Here is a 15,874-nt window from a genome sequence, read left to right as displayed (position 1 = left end):
TGGTAGCCCCGAACGTTAATAAGGGGAATGGGATATGGATAAGCATGAGCACAGGGAAAAAACGATCGGCGTTCTGGTTATCGCGGCCGGTCAGGGACAGCGGTTTACCGAAGCGGGTGGCGCAACCGATAAGCTCCAGGCGGCGTTCGCCGATGCGTCAGGGCAGGTAAAATCGGTGTTTGTTCACAGCTGCCAGGCGGCGCAGCAGAGCGGCCTGCCGGTATGCGTGGTGACGCGGCCCGCGCAGCAGGCCATTCGCGACTACTGTGAGCAGCAGGGCATTCCGACGGTGCTGGTGGAAAATACCCGCATGGGCGAATCGATCGCCGCCGGCGTTCGCCAGACGGCGGCATGGGACGGCTGGCTGATCCATCTGGCCGATATGCCCTTTATTTCTGCGGCCACGCTGCGGCTGGTAGCCAGTAAAGTGGTTGAGGAGGGGATCGTGCGCCCCGTTTTTCGCGCCAGTCCGGGGCATCCGGTGGGGTTTGGCCGCTGCGCTTTCAGGGCGCTCAGCGCCTTGACCGATGAGCAGGGCGCACGCAGCCTGCTGGTGCAGTTTCCCCTGTATACGATTGAGCTACAGGATGCGTCAATTTTGCAGGATATCGATCTGCCTTCACAGCTGCCAGCAGGAGAGAGCCCTGCTGTCGCTCAACGATCGGGTTATGCGCCAGGCGCTGAGCTGGACTAAAGATCGGCCCGTCTGGCTCTGTATCGTCATCAAAACCTGGGGATCGTCGCCTTGGGCAGTGGGATCGCTGCCGATCGCTGACGGGGGCGGTGCGGTTTGCGCCGGTAGGGCTGGCGATCGGCAGCAAAACGCCAGCCGAAACAGCGCTGGCGCCGCATAAAAATCGCGGGCCGTTTGCCAGCCCGCCTGCGGTTATAACAGCTTGTCCTGAGTGATGGGTAAATCGCGGATGCGTTTGCCGGTGGCGTGCCAGACCGCATTGGATATGGCGGCCGCCACGCCGACGATCCCCAGCTCGCCGACCGCTTTGCCGCCCAGCACGGTAGCCAGGTAATCCGGCTTGCCAACGTCAATCGTGGTCAGTTCAGGGATATCCGCGTTGACCGCTATCAGATAGTCGGCCAGGTTGGCGTTGGCTATCCAGCCGTCGCGATCGTCTATCTGTCCCTGCTCCAGCAGCGCCTGGCCAATGCCCATCACCATGCCGCCAATCCACTGGCTTTCTGCCAGCTTAGGATTGTAAACCCGGCCGGAATCAAAGGCGCCGACCATTCTTTTAACCCGCACCGTGCCGAAGTCTTCATCTACTGCGACTTCGACAAAGATAGCGCTCCAGCTGTGAGCCGACACGCCGCCATCGGTAGGCGGCAGCATCATAGTGGAAGTACGATCCGCTTTGTTGCGATCTTCCTCGCTGGCGGTTTTATCGAAGGTATCCTGATGCGCCACCAGCTTTTCGCGGCCGCTAAGCTTCAGCAGCTCGGCAAAGCTAATCCGTAATCCCGGGCTGTTGCTCAGCCAGAGATAACCGTCGGCCAGCGAGAGGGCGGAAGGCGGCTGCTGCCACAGCGGCGATTTCTCCGTGGCAGTCGCCAGCGTTATCAGCCTATCGCGCAGCGCCTGCGCGGTCTTATGCACCGCGCCAGTCAGCAAATTCGCCAGCTGCGAACCGCCCGCAACCGGCGCACGGGGCAGCAGCGTATCGCCAAGCGACACGGTGATGCTTTCCGGCGCAACCAGCAGCACGTCCGCCGCCGTCTGCGCCAGAATAGTGTAGGTGCCCGTGCCGATATCCACCCCGCTGCTCTGCACCTCAATACTGCCGTCAGCGGACAAAACAATCTGCGCCTCGCCGGGCGTACGGCGTACCGGATAGGTACCGGAAGCCATTCCCCAACCGATCAGCTGGCGGCCTTCGCGCAGGCTGCGCGGCTCAAGAGGACGTTTGCTCCAGCCAAATGCGTCGGCGCCCTGTTGATAAGCCTCGCGCAGCTGGCGAGAGCTCCAGGGGATCCTGGCCTGCGGATCCTGCTCCGCATAGTTTTTCAGGCGCAGCGCCAGCGGATCCATTTTTAGCGCCCACGCCAGCTCGTCCATTGCCACTTCCAGCGCAAAGGCGCTCGGGTTTTCGCCCGGCGCGCGCATCCAGCTTGGATTGACGGTATTCAGGTGGATCAGCTTGTGGTGCGATAAAAAGTTTGGCGAGGCGTACATCAGCGCCGTTACGGAATTACAAGGCTCCTTGTGCACATCGTTCAGCGCGGTTTCGTTCCAGCTGTCGTGCACGATAGCCTGTAACAGCCCGTCACGGTTGGCGCCCAGCGCCAGCTGCTGATGCGTGCGCGGCCTGCCGCCGAAAGCGGTAAAGGTCTGCGGCCGGGTCAGCGCCAGTTTAATCGGCCGGTTAAGCTCGCGCGAGGCCACGCAGGCCAGCGCGCTATGCGGCTGTATCCCGCCTTTGCAACCGAAGCCGCCGCCGACAAAGGGTGAAATCACGCGCACCTTGTCGTGATCTATCGCCAGCCATTCCGATACTACCTGACGCGCGCCGCCCGGCCACTGGCTCGGTTCCCACAGCGTCAGGCTGCCGTTTTGCCAGTGCGCGATACAGCCGTGCGGCTCAATGGGCGAGTTATATTCTCTGGGCGTGGTATAGATGCCGCCTACCTGCACCTCCGCCTGGGCCAGCGCGGGGATGGCGTCGCCCCAGTCAATCGTTAACGCATCCACCGTTTCTGGTTTAGCGTTGGGGTGGGTCGGATGCACCACAGGCGGCTGTTGTTCATATTCCGTCTCAATTAGCGCGGCGGCCTCGGTGGCCTGCTCCAGCGTTTCGGCCACGACCAGCGCAATATGCTGACCGTTCCACAAAACCTTATCGTCCTGCAACGGCAGAAAAGCCTGCGCCGCCGCGCCGCCTTCGCCAAAGGTTTTGGCTGAATGAATGGTTAATCCGCTTTCGTGGTTATACACCGCCAACACGCCGGGCGACTGGCGCGCTCGCTCGGTATGCATCGCGGTAATACGTCCATAGGCGATGGTTGACTGAACCACTACCGCGTAAGCGAGATTATCCAGCGATTTTTCGACAGCGTAGGTCGCCAGCCCCTGAATTTTCAGCCTGCCGTCGGCGCGATCCAGCGGGCTGCCTAAAGCCTGCTGACGACCGATCGAAGACGTTTCGAGCGTGCTCATACCAGACCTCCCACGGTCATCAAAGCCCTGGCGATAACGCGAGGCGCAAGAATAATTTTGTGCCCGTTATGCTGGCGGGCAATGGCGCCTTCCGTCACTTTTTCCGCCGCTTTGCGCAGCGTTTTCTCCTCCAGCCGCTGGCCTTTCAGCGCCTGCTCTACCTGGTAAGCGCGCCAGGGTTTGGTTGCCACGCCGCCCAGCGCGACGCGTACCTCTTTGATGGTCAGGTTATCTTCTTCCATCTCCAGCCCTACGGCCGCGCTGGCAGCGGCGAATTCGTAGGAGCTACGATCGCGCACTTTAAGGTAGTGCGAGCGGGCCAGCGCGGCGCTACGCGGCACCGTCAGGCTGACGATCATCTCGCCAGGCGCGAGCTGGTGTTCAAGATCGGGACGATCGGACGGCAGGCGGAAAAAATCGGTAACGGGAACGGAACGCAGTTCGCCCGCGCTGTTTTGCAGGTTCAGCACCGCGTCGAAAGCGGTCAGCGCCACCGCAAAATCGCCGGGATAGAGCGCGATGCAGCTGTCGCTGGTGCCCAGCACCGCATGATTATGATTCAGGCCGTTCAGCGCGGCGCAGCCGGAACCGGGGTTGCGCTTGTTGCAGGCGGACCAGGCCTGCGGATCGCGAAAATAGCTGCAGCGGGTGCGCTGTAGAATATTGCCGCCCAGCGAGGCCATATTGCGCAGCTGCGCCGAGGCGGCGAGCGAAAGGCTTTCCGCCAGCGCGGGCGCAAAAGTTTTTACCGTTTTGCTGTCGGCCGCCTGGCTCATCTTTACCAGGGTGCCGAGCGTCAGCTCACCGTCGCTGAGCGTAATATCATGCAGATCCTGCAAATGCGTAATATCCACCAGCGTGGCGGGACGCTCGACGCCGCACTTCATCAGATCCAGCTGCGTCGTGCCGCCGGCGAGAATGCGCGCCTCTGGCTGGCTGGCCAGCGTCGTGGCCTGGCTGACGTCGGTCGCGCGTTGATAGTTGAACGATCTCATGATGTGGCCTCCTGGCTCAGGCTGGCCGCCGCGTCCTTCACGGCTTTGACGATATTGGGATAGGCGCCGCAGCGGCATAAATTCCCGCTCATATATTCGCGGATTTCGTCATCGGAACGGGCATGACCTTCTTTGATGCAGGCGACGGCCGACATAATTTGGCCGGAGGTGCAATAGCCGCACTGGAAGGCATCGTGGCGCAGGAAAGCGGCCTGCACCGCGTGCAGCGTCCCGTCCGGCGCGGCCAGACCTTCAATGGTGGTAATATCTCTGCCCGCCGCCTGGGCCGCCAGCGTCAGGCAGCTCAGCACGCGTTCGCCGTCGATATGCACGGTACAGGCGCCGCACTGCCCCTGGTCGCAGCCCTTTTTCGAGCCGGTTAAACCAATGTGCTCCCGCAGCGCATCCAGCAGGGTAGTGCGCGGATCGACCATCAGCTGACAGCTTTCACCGTTGACGGTGAGCTGCAAAGGATAAAGTTGAGTCATTGTCGTCTCCAGATTGGGGAGGTCACTGACAGTGTGCGCAGCGCTTACTCATGTCGACACTGCCTCATTGCTCGGAATACAGGCACGCCTGAAAAGGTGAATGCGATCGCTCTTTTTAGAGGAGCGTATCGGAAAGATAAGGATAGTCAGATTTGGGAAAAAGGGCGCGCGGCAGTTTGCAGGCGCAGATGCCGCATCCTGGCTTCAGGCGTGCGAATAAATTTCCTCCGCCCGCTGAATAAATACGCCCGGCAGCATTCTGACCATCAGGCTGAAAAAAGGGGCGAGGGTCAATCGCAGCAGGCCGTTAGCGAAGCGATATTTCACCGCGAAAGTCACGGTACAGGTTTTTTCTCCCGTAGCCTCAAAAAACCAGTCGCCCTCAAACTGCGACAGAAAGGAACCGCTTACCAGCCGCAGATGCAGCGAGGAGGGGGGATGGAAAGTGGCGCGGGTTGTCAGGCTAAGTTCAGGAAACTGCTGAAAGCGCAACCCGATGCGCACCATTTTTGCTTCCGGTTGGCTGGCAAGGATCTCGACCTGCCGACACCAGGGCAAGAAGTCGGGATAAGCGGCGACGTCGGCGACAAGGTTATACATCTGGCTCTGGCTGAAATTAACCTGAATGCGTTTTTCAAAAGTTGTCATCTTAACCCTTAGCCTGTTTGGCATCGCGCGCAGCCAACATAGCCGCTGCTCAAGGCTAATAAGTTACTTTCTAACGCTTATTGATCGGCCGCAAAAGAATTCGTTACAGGCAGAAAACTGCGCTTTCCGAGGCACAGTTTTGCGAGCGGCGCTGCATTCACACTGCAAGCAAGGCATACGTGCACGTTTTCTCAGGAAAGCGCTTCTGGTTTTAGCAAACAGGCAGCGGCATCTTACAAAAAAAGCCGTCATTATAGTTTTACACCTATATAGGTCTGGAGCTATATTAACGGAGGCCGCATATGTGGTTGCTCAAAACAACGGACAGGTTTGACTGGTGGTTCAGCACGCTTCAGGATCACGAACGGGCAGCCGTGCTGGGTTCGCTGCTGGTACTGCGCGCATGAGGGCCGGAGCTGCCACGTCCCAGGGCCGACAGCATTCAGGGTTCGCGCTACAGCAATATGAAAGAGCTTCGCGTGCAGTGCCGTGGCAAACCGATACGGATCTTTTTCGCTTTTGACCCACAGAGAACCGGCGTGCTGCTTTGCGCAGGCGGCAAAACAGGCAATGAAAAACGTTTTTATCGCGTGATGATCCCGATAGCCGATCGGGAGTTTACTGACTATCTGAACAGGACCAGAGGTAACGTATGCGTACATTAGAACAAATGCTGGCGGAAGAAGCACCGCATGTCGTGGCAGAAGCGGAAAAGCTGGCCGCAGAGATACAGCTGGATATTCAGCTTGCTGAACTGCGTGAGCGGGTGCAGAAAACCCAGAGCGAGATGGCGCAGGCGCTGGGGGTAAAACAGCCTACCGTGGCGGGCATGGAAAAGCCGGGGCGCGATATCAAACTTTCCACGCTAAAACGCTATATCGAAGCGGCGGGCGGCAAGCTGCAGTTGAATATTGAGCTGCCGGACGGCTCGCACTATGGATTCAAGGTGTAAACCCGCAGGCAAAAGGGCATAGGCAACGGGCCAGCCAGCCGTTATTATTTCACCCTCTTTTTTTCAGGGTTAAAGGCAAAAGCAGGGAGGCGATAGCTGGCGGCATGAGCAGAAAAATCACAGGGCGCGCGGCGTCAAACCACAGCCCGTATCAAGGCTGCGCAGGGGGAGGCGGGGATCGCACCAGTCCCTGCCTGAGCCGAAATCGCTCTCAAGGCGGTGCGCAGGGAGGCAGGTTTGAACGCTAAAGCCGCACTCCCGCACCGACAACATGCGTTCCGCTATGCGCCATTCAGAAACCTTTTTCTGGCCCGTTTCCTTACCGTATTGGGCAACAGCATTGCGCCCGTTGCGCTGGCTTTCGCCGTGCTGGATATGGGCGGATCCGCAGCGGATTTGGGACTGGTGGTGGCGGCGCGCTCCATTTTCAACGTTGCCTTTCTGCTGTTCGGCGGCGTGCTGGCGGATCGCTATTCGCGCAGCCTGGTGCTTTTTTCCTCCTCCGCCGTGGCTGCTTTGTCGCAGGGCGTGGTGGCATGGCTGGTGCTGGAAGGGATGGCGACTATTCCGCTGCTGGTTCTGCTCGGCACGGTGAACGGCGCGGCGGCCGGTATTGCGCTGCCTGCCTCCTCAGCGCTTGTACCGCAAACCGTCCCCTCGCCAACGCTGCGTCAGGCTAACGCCTTTATTCAGGTCGGCATCTATATCGGGACGGTGTTTGGCGCGTCGTTCGGCGGCGTGTTGACCAGCGCGGTTGGGCCGGGCTGGGGGCTTGCCGTTGATGCGCTGGGGTTCGCTGCCGCCGCGCCGCTCTATCGGTGCATCCGGATTAGCTATCAGCCTGTCGATGCGCCGGGTAATCTCTGGCTGGATCTGCGCGACGGCTGGCGCGAGTTTACGGCGCGCGCCTGGGTCTGGGCGGTGGTAGTGCAGTTTGCAGTGGTGAACGCCGCTTTTACCGGCATGGTAATGGTGTTAGGGCCGGTGATCGCCGATGCCTCTTTTGGCCGCACCCGCTGGGGCATGATGATTGCCGCGCAAAGCATCGGACTGATCCTCGGCTCGTGCGTCGCGCTGCGCTGGCGACCGCAGCGCGCGATGTTTATCGGCGTCATGCTGGTGGCGCTTTGTGCCGTTCCTGTTTTGCAGCTGGCGACCGGCGCGACGGCGCTGGCACTGATGGGCGGGTTTTGCCTGGCGGGCATGGGATTGGGGCAGTTTGGCGTGGTCTGGGCGCATGCGCTACAAACGCATATTCCCCGTGACAGGCTGGCGCGCGTTTACGCTTATGACGCTATGGGGTCTTTTGTTGCTATTCCCGTAGGCGAGCTGGCCGCCGGGCCGCTGGCGATCCGCTACGGCAATAGCGCCGTGCTGCTGTGTTGCGCTGCTGCCGTGGTTATCGCTACCGTTGCAACCAGCCTGGTTCCGGCAATAAGGCAGCTGAAAAGTAATGCATCGGTTAAATAGCAGCCGATGCCTGTGCCTTTGACAAAACGCCGGTAAGAAAAACCACAGGCCCGTTGTAAATGGGCTGCACCCTAAAAGTTGGTCACCCAACTGAGTAAGGTGCAGTTCTTTATGGCAAAGCTGATATTCTTTTTAGCCATGGCTGGCTGTCGTAATCACTCCGCCCGGGAAGATGGGCCGTCTCCCGTGCACGAACCGGTCAGTCCGCCAGTTTCTCACTCAGCCCGGCTGAAGCGGGTTTTTTCCATTGGGATTCCAGCTCTTCCAGCGATTTGCCTTTGGTTTCCGGCACAAACTTCCACATAAACAGCGCCGCCAGCAGCCCCATCACGCCATACAGCCAGTAGGCGAAACCGTTGTTGAAATGCGCATTGAGCGTGCTGTTTTTATCCATCATCGGGAAGGTCCAGGAAACCAGATAGTTTGCCACCCACTGCGCCGCCACGGCCAGCGACATCGCTTTACTGCGGATGCGGTTGGGGAAAATTTCCGCCAGCAGCACCCAGCAGACCGGCCCCCACGAGATGGCAAAGGACGCCACGTAAAACAGCATTGCGCCCAGCGCCACCACGCCGGACATTTTGCTGTAGAAAGCGGTGCCGAGCGTAAACATGCCGATCGCCATGCCCAGCGCGCCGATAATTTGTAGCGGCTTACGGCCAAAATTATCCACCGTCATAATGGCAATAGTGGTAAAAATTAAATTAATGACGCCCACAATGATAGTTTGTAACAGAGCAACATCCGTACTGGAGCCAACAGAGCGAAAGACCTCCGGCGCATAATATAAAACCACATTAATACCAACGAACTGCTGAAAAACGGAAAGCATAATGCCAATAACAATGACGCCAGCGCCAAAAGAAAACAGCGGAGCGCTTTTGCTGGTACGGGTATTAACCGACTGTAAAATATTCTGTAGTTCTTTCTGGCTTTGCGCTTTACCAAAAAGCTTCTCCAGAATGGCGGCGGCTTTATCATTCATACCTTTGACTGCCAGCCAGCGCGGGCTTTCCGGGACGGCAAATAATAAAATGAAAAATAATAAAGAAGGAATGGCGCCGGAAAGAAACATTAGCCGCCATCCCATCGTATCCAGCCAGTCGGCATTGCCGGACAGCGCAATGCTGTAATTCACGCAATAAACTAACAGCTGCCCTAAAATAATAGCGAACTGATTACAGGCAACCATACGGCCACGAATTTTCGCCGGCGTAATTTCCGCGATATACATAGGGGAAACCATAGAGGCCAGGCCTACGCCAATCCCGCCGACGATACGGTAGATCACAAATTCGCTGAGATAGCCCGACAGGTAATAAGGCACGCCGCTGTCAGTACCGACGGCGCGGTGGCCGATTTCAGGGAAAGCTGAACCCAGCGCCGATAAAAAGAACAGCACGGCAGCCACCAGCAGCGTTTTCTTTCTGCCAAAGCGGGCGCTTAACGGGCCGCCCAGCACGCCGCCGATAATACAGCCGATCAGCGCGCTGGCGACGCAAAAGCCCAGCAGGGAGTTGGCCGCCGATTCGCTTAATCCTCTGGGCGAAATAAAAACTTTATCCAGGGAGGAAACGGTGCCGGAGATCACCGCCGTATCATAACCAAATAATAACCCGCCTAATGTCGCCACCAGCGTGACAGAGATTATATAACGATTGTTGGCCTTCATCTCGGATGCTATTGCCATAACAAACCTCTTGGGTAGAAAGGAACAGGATAAAACGCGTTTATATTTGGAGGTAAGACGGATGCTTTTTATAGACTTCCACGCGTTTATTTTTTGAACTCCCAATGTCGCGAGGTAAACATAATCTTCCTGACCCGCCAAAGAAATTACAATTTTTTGTAATCGCTATGCCCGTTTTGCTTTTTATGAGAGGGATCACGGGTGTCTTCGTTCACGCCGGTAGCAACTTTGTGACTAAGGTCATGGTTGGGATATTACAGCGCTGCTTTGTGAAATTTTATAATTGAGTGTCGCGCTTTGTTGTTTGCATAGTGATGGGGTTCCCGCTAATTCCTGAACATATCTTTAAGGATAATGACCATGGCAGACTATTTCGATCGCATTACCAAAATTGCTTATGAAGGCAGCGACAGCCAGAACGATCTGGCCTTTCATTTTTATAATCCGGATGAAGTCATTCTGGGTAAAACCATGAAAGAACACCTGCGGTTTGCCGCCTGCTACTGGCACACCTTCTGCTGGGCCGGCACCGATATGTTCGGCACGGGCGCTTTCGATCGGCCCTGGTTTAAGGGCGGTGACGAGCTGGAACAGGCAAAAGCGAAAGCGGATATCGCCTTTGAGTTTTTCGATAAGCTCAACGTGCCGTTTTACTGCTTTCACGATGCCGACGTGGCGCCTCAGGGCCACTCCGTCAAAGACTACCTGCATAACTTTGCGGTGATGACGGATATCCTGGCGGAAAAACAGCAGCAGACCGGGGTGAAATTGCTGTGGGGCACGGCGAACTGTTTTACCCATCCACGCTACGGTGCGGGCGCGGCGACCAGTCCGGACCCGGAAATCTTTGCCTGGGCCGCTTTGCAGGTTAATGCGGCAATGGCCGCCACGCAAAAGCTGGGCGGTGAAAATTATGTGTTGTGGGGCGGTCGTGAAGGGTATGAAACCCTGTTAAATACCGATCTTAAACAGGAACGTGCGCAGATTGGCCGGTTTATGCAGATGGTGGTGGAGAACAAGCACCGCATCGGTTTTACCGGCACCTTGCTCATCGAGCCAAAGCCGCAGGAGCCAACCAAACACCAGTATGATTATGATGTGGCAACCGTTTATGGCTTCCTGAAGGAGTTCGGGCTGGAAAACGAAATCAAGGTCAACGTAGAGGCTAACCACGCGACGCTGGCCGGGCACTCCTTCCAGCATGAAATTGCCACAGCGGCAGCGCTGGGCATTTTTGGCTCTGTGGATGCCAATCGGGGTGATTTGCAGCTGGGCTGGGATACCGATCAGTTCCCGAACAGCGTGGAGGAAAACGCGCTGATTATGTATGAGATCCTGAAAGCGGGCGGCTTCACCACCGGTGGACTGAATTTCGATGCCAAAGTTCGTCGGCAGAGCACCGATCCTTACGATCTGTTCTACGGCCATATTGGCGGGATGGATGTGATGGCACAGGGCCTGCGGATTGCCGCTCGTCTGATCGAAGAAGGACGGCTTGAACAGGCTCGCGAAGCACGCTACGCGGGCTGGAAGGGCCCGCTGGGCCAGGACATTCTTGCCGGGAAATTCTCTTTGCAGGAGCTGGCGCACTATACGGAAAAATCAGCGTTCTTTCCGGAACACCGCAGCGGCCATCAGGAGCGGCTGGAAAATATTGTCAACCAGGCGCTCTACCGCTAGTGTCTTTTAGCCTCACGCCAGAGGAAGCGACGCATGTATATAGGAATCGATCTGGGTACGTCCGGCGTAAAAGCCGTATTGCTGGACGAAAACAACGCGGTATTAGCCAGCCACACGGAGAAGCTGACCGTCTCACGGCCGTATCCTTTGTGGTCGGAGCAGGATCCGCAGGCATGGTGGCAGGCCACCGATCGGGTGATGCTGGCGCTGGCCGCACAGCGGTCGCTGAAGGCGGTTCGGGCTGTCGGGCTGACCGGGCAAATGCACGGCGCCGTGCTGATGGGACGACAGCATGAGGTACTGCGGCCCGCTATTTTGTGGAACGACGGCCGCAGCGCGCGGGCCTGCCAGCAGCTGGAGGCAAGCGTGCCGGATGCGCGAAAGATCACGGGCAATCTGATGATGCCGGGCTTCACCGCGCCAAAGCTGCTATGGGTAAAAGAGCATGAGCCGGCGATCTTTAATCAGATAGCGCATGTTCTGCTGCCGAAGGATTATCTACGTTGGCGGATGACCGGCGATTTCGCCAGCGATATGTCCGACGCGGCGGGCACGATGTGGCTGGATGTCGGCAAGCGCGCCTGGAGCGATAAGCTGCTGGCCGCCTGTGGACTGACGCGCGACCAGATGCCGACGCTGTTTGAAGGCAACGAAGTCACGGGACAGATAACCGCAGAGCTGAGTCAGCGCTGGTCGCTGCCCTCTGAGCTGCCGGTGGTGGCGGGCGGGGGAGATAACGCCGCCGGCGCGATTGGTGCCGGGATCTGGCAGCCGGGCCAGGCGATGCTGTCGCTGGGCACTTCCGGCGTCTGTTTTGCGGTCAGCGAGCGCTTTCTCAGCAATCCCGACCAGGCGGTGCACAGCTTCTGCCATGCGTTGCCCGACACCTGGCACCTGATGTCGGTGATGCTCAGCGCCGCTTCCTGTCTGGACTGGGCGGCGCGGCTGACCGGGCAGCCTTCGGTAGCGGCGCTACTGGCGCTGGCCGAAAAGGCGAAGCCGGGAGATAAATCGCCCTGTTTTCTGCCTTATCTGTCCGGTGAGCGCACGCCGCATAATAATCCTGATGCTACCGGCGTGTTCTGGGGATTCACCCATCAGCACGGCCCGGAAGATCTGGCGATGGCGGTGCTGGAAGGCGTCAGCCTGGGGCTGGCGGAAGGAATGGCCGCGCTACAGGCGACGGGCGTCAGGCCGGCTGCCGTCACGCTGATTGGCGGCGGGGCGCGCAGCGCGTTCTGGCGGCAGCTGCTGGCGGATATCTCCGGCGTAACTATGGAATACCGCACGGGCGGCGATGTCGGCCCGGCGCTGGGTGCCGCCAGGCTTGCCCGCATGAGCTGTCATCCGGGCGTTTCACCGGCGGAGCTGTTGCCGGTGCTGCCGCTGGAGTCCCGCTATACGCCCCGCGCCGATCGCCATGACTTCTACCGCCAGCGACAAAGGCTGTTCAGCGCGCTTTATCAACAAACCGCCTCGCTTTAAGGCGCGGCCACAGCTTATCGACAAGCCTGGCGTTCTGGCAGCAACGCCACCGCTTTGCTTTAAGGGGCAGTCAGCGGCTTCTTCGCGGTAACGGGAGGAAGCCGCGCCGCATTTTTTTGATCGCCCGAGCAGACCTGACGGTTGCTCCCCCCAATCCCTTGTCTTTACAAAAAAACTCTTCATATTGAAGCGGTCGCTTTAGTTTCAGGGTCTGAATATGAAGAAAAATGAGGCTCCCGCCAGGCACGCCAGGATTTCGCTGCTGTTCAACGCTAACAAAGCCTATGACCGCCAGATCATTGAGGGGATAGGCGAGTATTTTTACGCCTCGCAGTGCGACTGGGATATCTATATAGAAGAAGATTTCAGCGTTCATCACCTGAACGAGAACATTCTTTCCGGCAGCGGTATTATTGCGGACTTTGACGACGCGCAGCTGGCCGCACAGCTTAGCCAGATCGCTATGCCTGTTGTGGGCGTGGGCGGCTCCTACAGTAATCGGGAAGACTATCCCGGCGTCAGCTATGTCGCCACGGACAACGAGGCGCTGGTGGCTGCGGCTTTGCATCATCTTACCGAGAAAGGCATTGAGCGCTTCGCTTTTTTCGGCCTGCCCGCCGAGGCAGGAAAACGCTGGGCGCAGGAGCGGGCCGCGGCGTTCCGGCGTTTGACCTGCGATATGGCCTTTCCCGGCATGCTTTATGAAGGCATGGTCACGGACAGCAACACCTGGGAAACGGCCCAGCAGAAGCTGGCCGAATGGCTGCATTCGCTGCCCGCCCATACCGGCATCGTCGCCGTCACGGATGCCCGCGCCAGGCACATCCTGCAAACCTGTGAGCATATCGGCATTGCGGTGCCGGAAAGCCTGTGCGTGATCGGCATTGATAATGAAGAATTAACTCGATATCTGTCGCGAATTTCGCTCTCTTCGGTAGTGCAGGGCACGCGCAGAATGGGATTCGAAGCGGCCAGGCTGCTGGACAATCTGCTTTCAGGCCGTCGCGTAAGTAGCGAACCGGTGATAATCGCCCCGGAAAGCGTAATTGCCCGGCAGTCTACCGATTACCGATCGATTATCGACGCTATGGTGGTGAAGGCGATGGGGTTTATCCGTAAAAACGCCTGCCGGGGCGCCACCGTTGAACAGGTTCTGGAAGCGGTCGGCACCTCTCGTTCCAATCTGGATAAAAAATTTATGACCGAGCTGGGCACCACGATCCATAAGGTGATCCAGGATGAGAAATTTGCCAGAGCGAAGGAGCTGCTGGAAACCACCTCGCTGCCGGTGGCCGAAATCAGCCGTCTGTGCGGTTACAGCACGCCGCAATATTTTTGCACCGTTTCACGGCAAAACCTGGCTATGACGCCGATAAAATATCGCAGCAGCCGGAACGGCATGACGAGGGCGTAACAGCGTAGCGCTTGTTCCGTCACAGGCAGCAGCTATGGTTAAAAGGCACATATCCCTGGCATGGAGAGGCGAATGAAAATTAACGAGCTGATTGCTGCAAGACTGGCGCTGACCGCAGAGCAACGAGAACAAACCCGCGCGGCCCTGGCGCAGGGTGAGCAGGCCGAGCCGGATCGGCGACGCGCGCAGCGCTATGCTTTTCAGCAGCGAACCCGGCAGAGCCTGATTATTGGCGAGCGCGATCTGCTGCCGGTTTCTTTTTTGCAGCAGGGCCTGAGTTCGGCGCGGGCGGTAGGGCTGATCCGCAAAGACGGCATTCCTGAGGGCAGCGGCTTTCTGACCCACGGCGGCCTGTTTATCACCAACCATCACGTGCTGCCTGAACCGCCTGCTTCAGGCACGGTGACGGTACAGTTCGGCTTCCGTCAGAGCGAGACTGGCGAAATTAGCGACGGGCGGCTTTACACGCTGGATGCAGAGCGTTTCTGGCTGACCAGCCCGACAGAGGCGTTCGACTGCACGCTGATTGCGCTGGGCGAAGCCCTTAGCGGCAGCGGGGAGACGCCGTTGCCGCTGGCGCTTAACGATCGCAACGATAAACATGCGCTGGGTATCAGCCTGAACCTTATCCATCATCCGGGCGGCGCGCCACAGCAGCTCACGCTGCGTAATAATGCGCTGCTGGCGCGGCACGAGCAGTTTCTGCATTACGAAGCCGACAGCGAGGGCGGATCGTCCGGCGCGCCCGTGTTCAACGACGGCTGGCAGCTGGTGGCGCTGCACCACGGTGCCGTTGAGGACGGCGAAAAATGGGTTAATGAAGGCATACGCCTCAGCGCCTTAACCGACTGGCTGAAAGGCGAGCTGCCGCAGCTGTCCGCCGATATGCAGGCACAGCTGATGCAGGCGTTAACTTCGGACGCTACGCCGCTGCGTCCCGTCGCCAGCGCCGCCGCGCCGGAGAGCAATTATGGTAATCGTGATGGTTATCAGGCCGACTTTCTTGCCGGTACGCATATTGATATGGCGGAGATTATCGCTCCGCGCGCGGCGGAAGTCGCCCCATTGCGCGACGGCAGCAAAGGCGCAGAGGCCAGGCTCGACTATCAGCACTTTTCTCTGCTGATGAGCGGTGAGCGGCGGCTGGCCTTTTTTACCGCCACCAACATTGATGGCGCGAGCTATATCAATATCGATCGCGACAGCGGACAGCCTTCGCTGCTGCCGGAGGGCGACCGCTGGTATGAAGACAGCCGCATCGACAGCCGTTTCGTCACCGGTCAGGCGTTTTACAGCGAGTTCAGCCGCTGGTTCGATCGGGGCCATCTGACCCGCCGCAGCGATCCCACCTGGGGCAGCGCGGCCGAAGCGGTTCGCGCCAATAAAGATACTTTTCACTTTACCAACTGCTCGCCGCAGCATTTCCGCTTTAATCAGAGTTTGCAGTACTGGCAGGGCGTTGAGCGCTACATCCTTGAGTCTGGCGTCCTGCAGTCAAAGCAGCGGATCAGCGTGCTGACCGGGCCGGTGCTTAACGAGCAAAGCAGGCAATATGCGGATTTAGCGGTGCCGCTGATGTTCTGGAAGGTCGTTTTGCGCATCGGGCCGCAGGGCAAGCCACAGGCTACGGCACTGCTGGTGAGCCAGGATAAATTGCTGGACGAACCGCGCCGCGTATTGCCGCAGGCGCAGCCGGAAGCGGTGCCCAATGTGGATGAATACCGGGTTGCCGTCAGCGCGCTGGAAACCCTGACCGGGCTTGATTTCAGCGCTTTCCGCGCCTGGGACAGCTGGCAGCCGGACGCGGCGCTGCTGGCGGAGCCGTTACCGGCGAAGCTGATTATGACGTGGCGGGATCTACTGTAGCTGATGCCACTTGCCGC

13 protein-coding genes and 1 pseudogene are annotated in these 15,874 nt (G+C 58.6%); 9 read left to right on the top strand and 5 right to left on the bottom strand.

Annotation, left to right across the window (positions count from 1 at the left end):
• Positions 1 to 34 precede the first annotated feature (34 nt).
• Together QCD69_RS03520 and QCD69_RS03515 are read left to right on the top strand one after the other, a co-directional pair.
• Positions 35 to 694: a nucleotidyltransferase family protein gene (locus QCD69_RS03520; protein ID WP_301251039.1), complete on the top strand. Its 660-nt coding sequence runs from the start codon at positions 35 to 37 to the stop codon at positions 692 to 694.
• Entirely contained in the window at positions 669 to 854 is a 186-nt protein-coding gene (locus tag QCD69_RS03515) for a hypothetical protein (RefSeq protein ID WP_301251038.1), read from the top strand. Before QCD69_RS03520 ends, QCD69_RS03515 begins: the two co-directional genes overlap by 26 nt.
• 32 nt (positions 855 to 886) lie before the next feature.
• Here the strand turns inward: QCD69_RS03515 and QCD69_RS03510 are convergent, their stop codons facing one another.
• The 4 genes from QCD69_RS03510 to QCD69_RS03495 all read right to left on the bottom strand — a co-directional run bounded on the left by QCD69_RS03510 (position 887) and on the right by QCD69_RS03495 (position 5,300).
• Positions 887 to 3,169 (bottom strand): xanthine dehydrogenase family protein molybdopterin-binding subunit, encoded by a 2,283-nt coding sequence (locus tag QCD69_RS03510; protein ID WP_301251037.1) that lies wholly within the window; start codon positions 3,167 to 3,169, stop codon positions 887 to 889.
• Entirely contained in the window at positions 3,166 to 4,164 is a 999-nt protein-coding gene (locus QCD69_RS03505) for an FAD binding domain-containing protein (RefSeq protein WP_301251036.1), read from the bottom strand. The genes QCD69_RS03510 and QCD69_RS03505 overlap by 4 nt, the downstream gene beginning before the upstream one ends.
• On the bottom strand, positions 4,161 to 4,652 hold the full coding sequence (locus tag QCD69_RS03500; protein WP_125288063.1) for a (2Fe-2S)-binding protein: 492 nt from the start codon (positions 4,650 to 4,652) through the stop codon (positions 4,161 to 4,163). The genes QCD69_RS03505 and QCD69_RS03500 overlap by 4 nt, the downstream gene beginning before the upstream one ends.
• 204 nt (positions 4,653 to 4,856) lie before the next feature.
• Entirely contained in the window at positions 4,857 to 5,300 is a 444-nt protein-coding gene (locus QCD69_RS03495; protein WP_253460278.1) for a type II toxin-antitoxin system RatA family toxin, read from the bottom strand.
• A gap of 302 nt (positions 5,301 to 5,602) precedes the next feature.
• On the opposite strand from QCD69_RS03495, the pseudogene QCD69_RS03490 reads away from it, so the two are divergent.
• From QCD69_RS03490 to QCD69_RS03480, 3 genes and pseudogenes are all read left to right on the top strand, one after another.
• Positions 5,603 to 5,965: pseudogene (locus QCD69_RS03490) on the top strand (type II toxin-antitoxin system RelE/ParE family toxin).
• Complete coding sequence (locus QCD69_RS03485; protein WP_253460284.1) at positions 5,953 to 6,252, top strand: XRE family transcriptional regulator; 300 nt, start codon at positions 5,953 to 5,955, stop codon at positions 6,250 to 6,252. The pseudogene QCD69_RS03490 and the gene QCD69_RS03485 overlap by 13 nt, the downstream one beginning before the upstream one ends.
• Before the next feature lie 237 nt (positions 6,253 to 6,489).
• Positions 6,490 to 7,722 carry an MFS transporter gene (locus QCD69_RS03480; RefSeq protein WP_301251035.1) on the top strand — a complete coding sequence of 411 codons (1,233 nt, stop codon included), beginning with the start codon at positions 6,490 to 6,492 and terminating at the stop codon, positions 7,720 to 7,722.
• A gap of 199 nt (positions 7,723 to 7,921) precedes the next feature.
• Here QCD69_RS03480 and xylE read toward each other — a convergent pair whose 3' ends face one another.
• Positions 7,922 to 9,412, bottom strand: coding sequence for a D-xylose transporter XylE (xylE, locus tag QCD69_RS03475; protein ID WP_301251034.1), 1,491 nt, complete (start codon positions 9,410 to 9,412; stop codon positions 7,922 to 7,924).
• 360 nt (positions 9,413 to 9,772) lie between these two features.
• Here xylE and xylA point away from each other — a divergent pair, with 360 nt between their 5' ends.
• The 4 genes from xylA (at position 9,773) to QCD69_RS03455 (ending at position 15,857) form a co-directional block, all read left to right on the top strand.
• On the top strand, positions 9,773 to 11,092 hold the full coding sequence (gene xylA, locus QCD69_RS03470; protein WP_301251033.1) for a xylose isomerase: 1,320 nt from the start codon (positions 9,773 to 9,775) through the stop codon (positions 11,090 to 11,092).
• Positions 11,093 to 11,125: 33 nt separating this feature from the next.
• On the top strand, positions 11,126 to 12,577 hold the full coding sequence (gene xylB, locus QCD69_RS03465) for a xylulokinase (RefSeq protein ID WP_301251032.1): 1,452 nt from the start codon (positions 11,126 to 11,128) through the stop codon (positions 12,575 to 12,577).
• Positions 12,578 to 12,794: 217 nt separating this feature from the next.
• On the top strand, positions 12,795 to 13,991 hold the full coding sequence (locus tag QCD69_RS03460; protein ID WP_301251031.1) for a XylR family transcriptional regulator: 1,197 nt from the start codon (positions 12,795 to 12,797) through the stop codon (positions 13,989 to 13,991).
• A 72-nt stretch (positions 13,992 to 14,063) separates the two neighbouring features.
• Positions 14,064 to 15,857, top strand: coding sequence for a DNA/RNA non-specific endonuclease (locus QCD69_RS03455; RefSeq protein WP_301251030.1), 1,794 nt, complete (start codon positions 14,064 to 14,066; stop codon positions 15,855 to 15,857).
• Positions 15,858 to 15,874: the final 17 nt, after the last annotated feature.

The sequence above is a fragment of the Erwinia sp. PsM31 genome (genome assembly GCF_030433775.1).
In the GTDB taxonomy this organism is placed as follows: Bacteria; Pseudomonadota; Gammaproteobacteria; order Enterobacterales; family Enterobacteriaceae; genus Erwinia; species Erwinia aeris.
This window is presented reverse-complemented; position numbering and strand designations above follow the sequence as displayed.

Bases quoted from the DNA above. Each gene is read 5' to 3' on its own strand.
- QCD69_RS03520 (WP_301251039.1), top strand. From the start codon at position 35: ATGGATAAGCATGAGCACAGGGAAAAAACGATCGGCGTTCTGGTTATC.
- QCD69_RS03515 (WP_301251038.1), top strand. From the start codon at position 669: ATGCGCCAGGCGCTGAGCTGGACTAAAGATCGGCCCGTCTGGCTCTGT.
- QCD69_RS03510 (WP_301251037.1), bottom strand. From the start codon at position 3,169: ATGAGCACGCTCGAAACGTCTTCGATCGGTCGTCAGCAGGCTTTAGGC.
- QCD69_RS03505 (WP_301251036.1), bottom strand. From the start codon at position 4,164: ATGAGATCGTTCAACTATCAACGCGCGACCGACGTCAGCCAGGCCACG.
- QCD69_RS03500 (WP_125288063.1), bottom strand. From the start codon at position 4,652: ATGACTCAACTTTATCCTTTGCAGCTCACCGTCAACGGTGAAAGCTGT.
- QCD69_RS03495 (WP_253460278.1), bottom strand. From the start codon at position 5,300: ATGACAACTTTTGAAAAACGCATTCAGGTTAATTTCAGCCAGAGCCAG.
- QCD69_RS03485 (WP_253460284.1), top strand. From the start codon at position 5,953: ATGCGTACATTAGAACAAATGCTGGCGGAAGAAGCACCGCATGTCGTG.
- xylE (WP_301251034.1), bottom strand. From the start codon at position 9,412: ATGGCAATAGCATCCGAGATGAAGGCCAACAATCGTTATATAATCTCT.
- xylA (WP_301251033.1), top strand. From the start codon at position 9,773: ATGGCAGACTATTTCGATCGCATTACCAAAATTGCTTATGAAGGCAGC.
- xylB (WP_301251032.1), top strand. From the start codon at position 11,126: ATGTATATAGGAATCGATCTGGGTACGTCCGGCGTAAAAGCCGTATTG.
- QCD69_RS03460 (WP_301251031.1), top strand. From the start codon at position 12,795: ATGAAGAAAAATGAGGCTCCCGCCAGGCACGCCAGGATTTCGCTGCTG.
- QCD69_RS03455 (WP_301251030.1), top strand. From the start codon at position 14,064: ATGAAAATTAACGAGCTGATTGCTGCAAGACTGGCGCTGACCGCAGAG.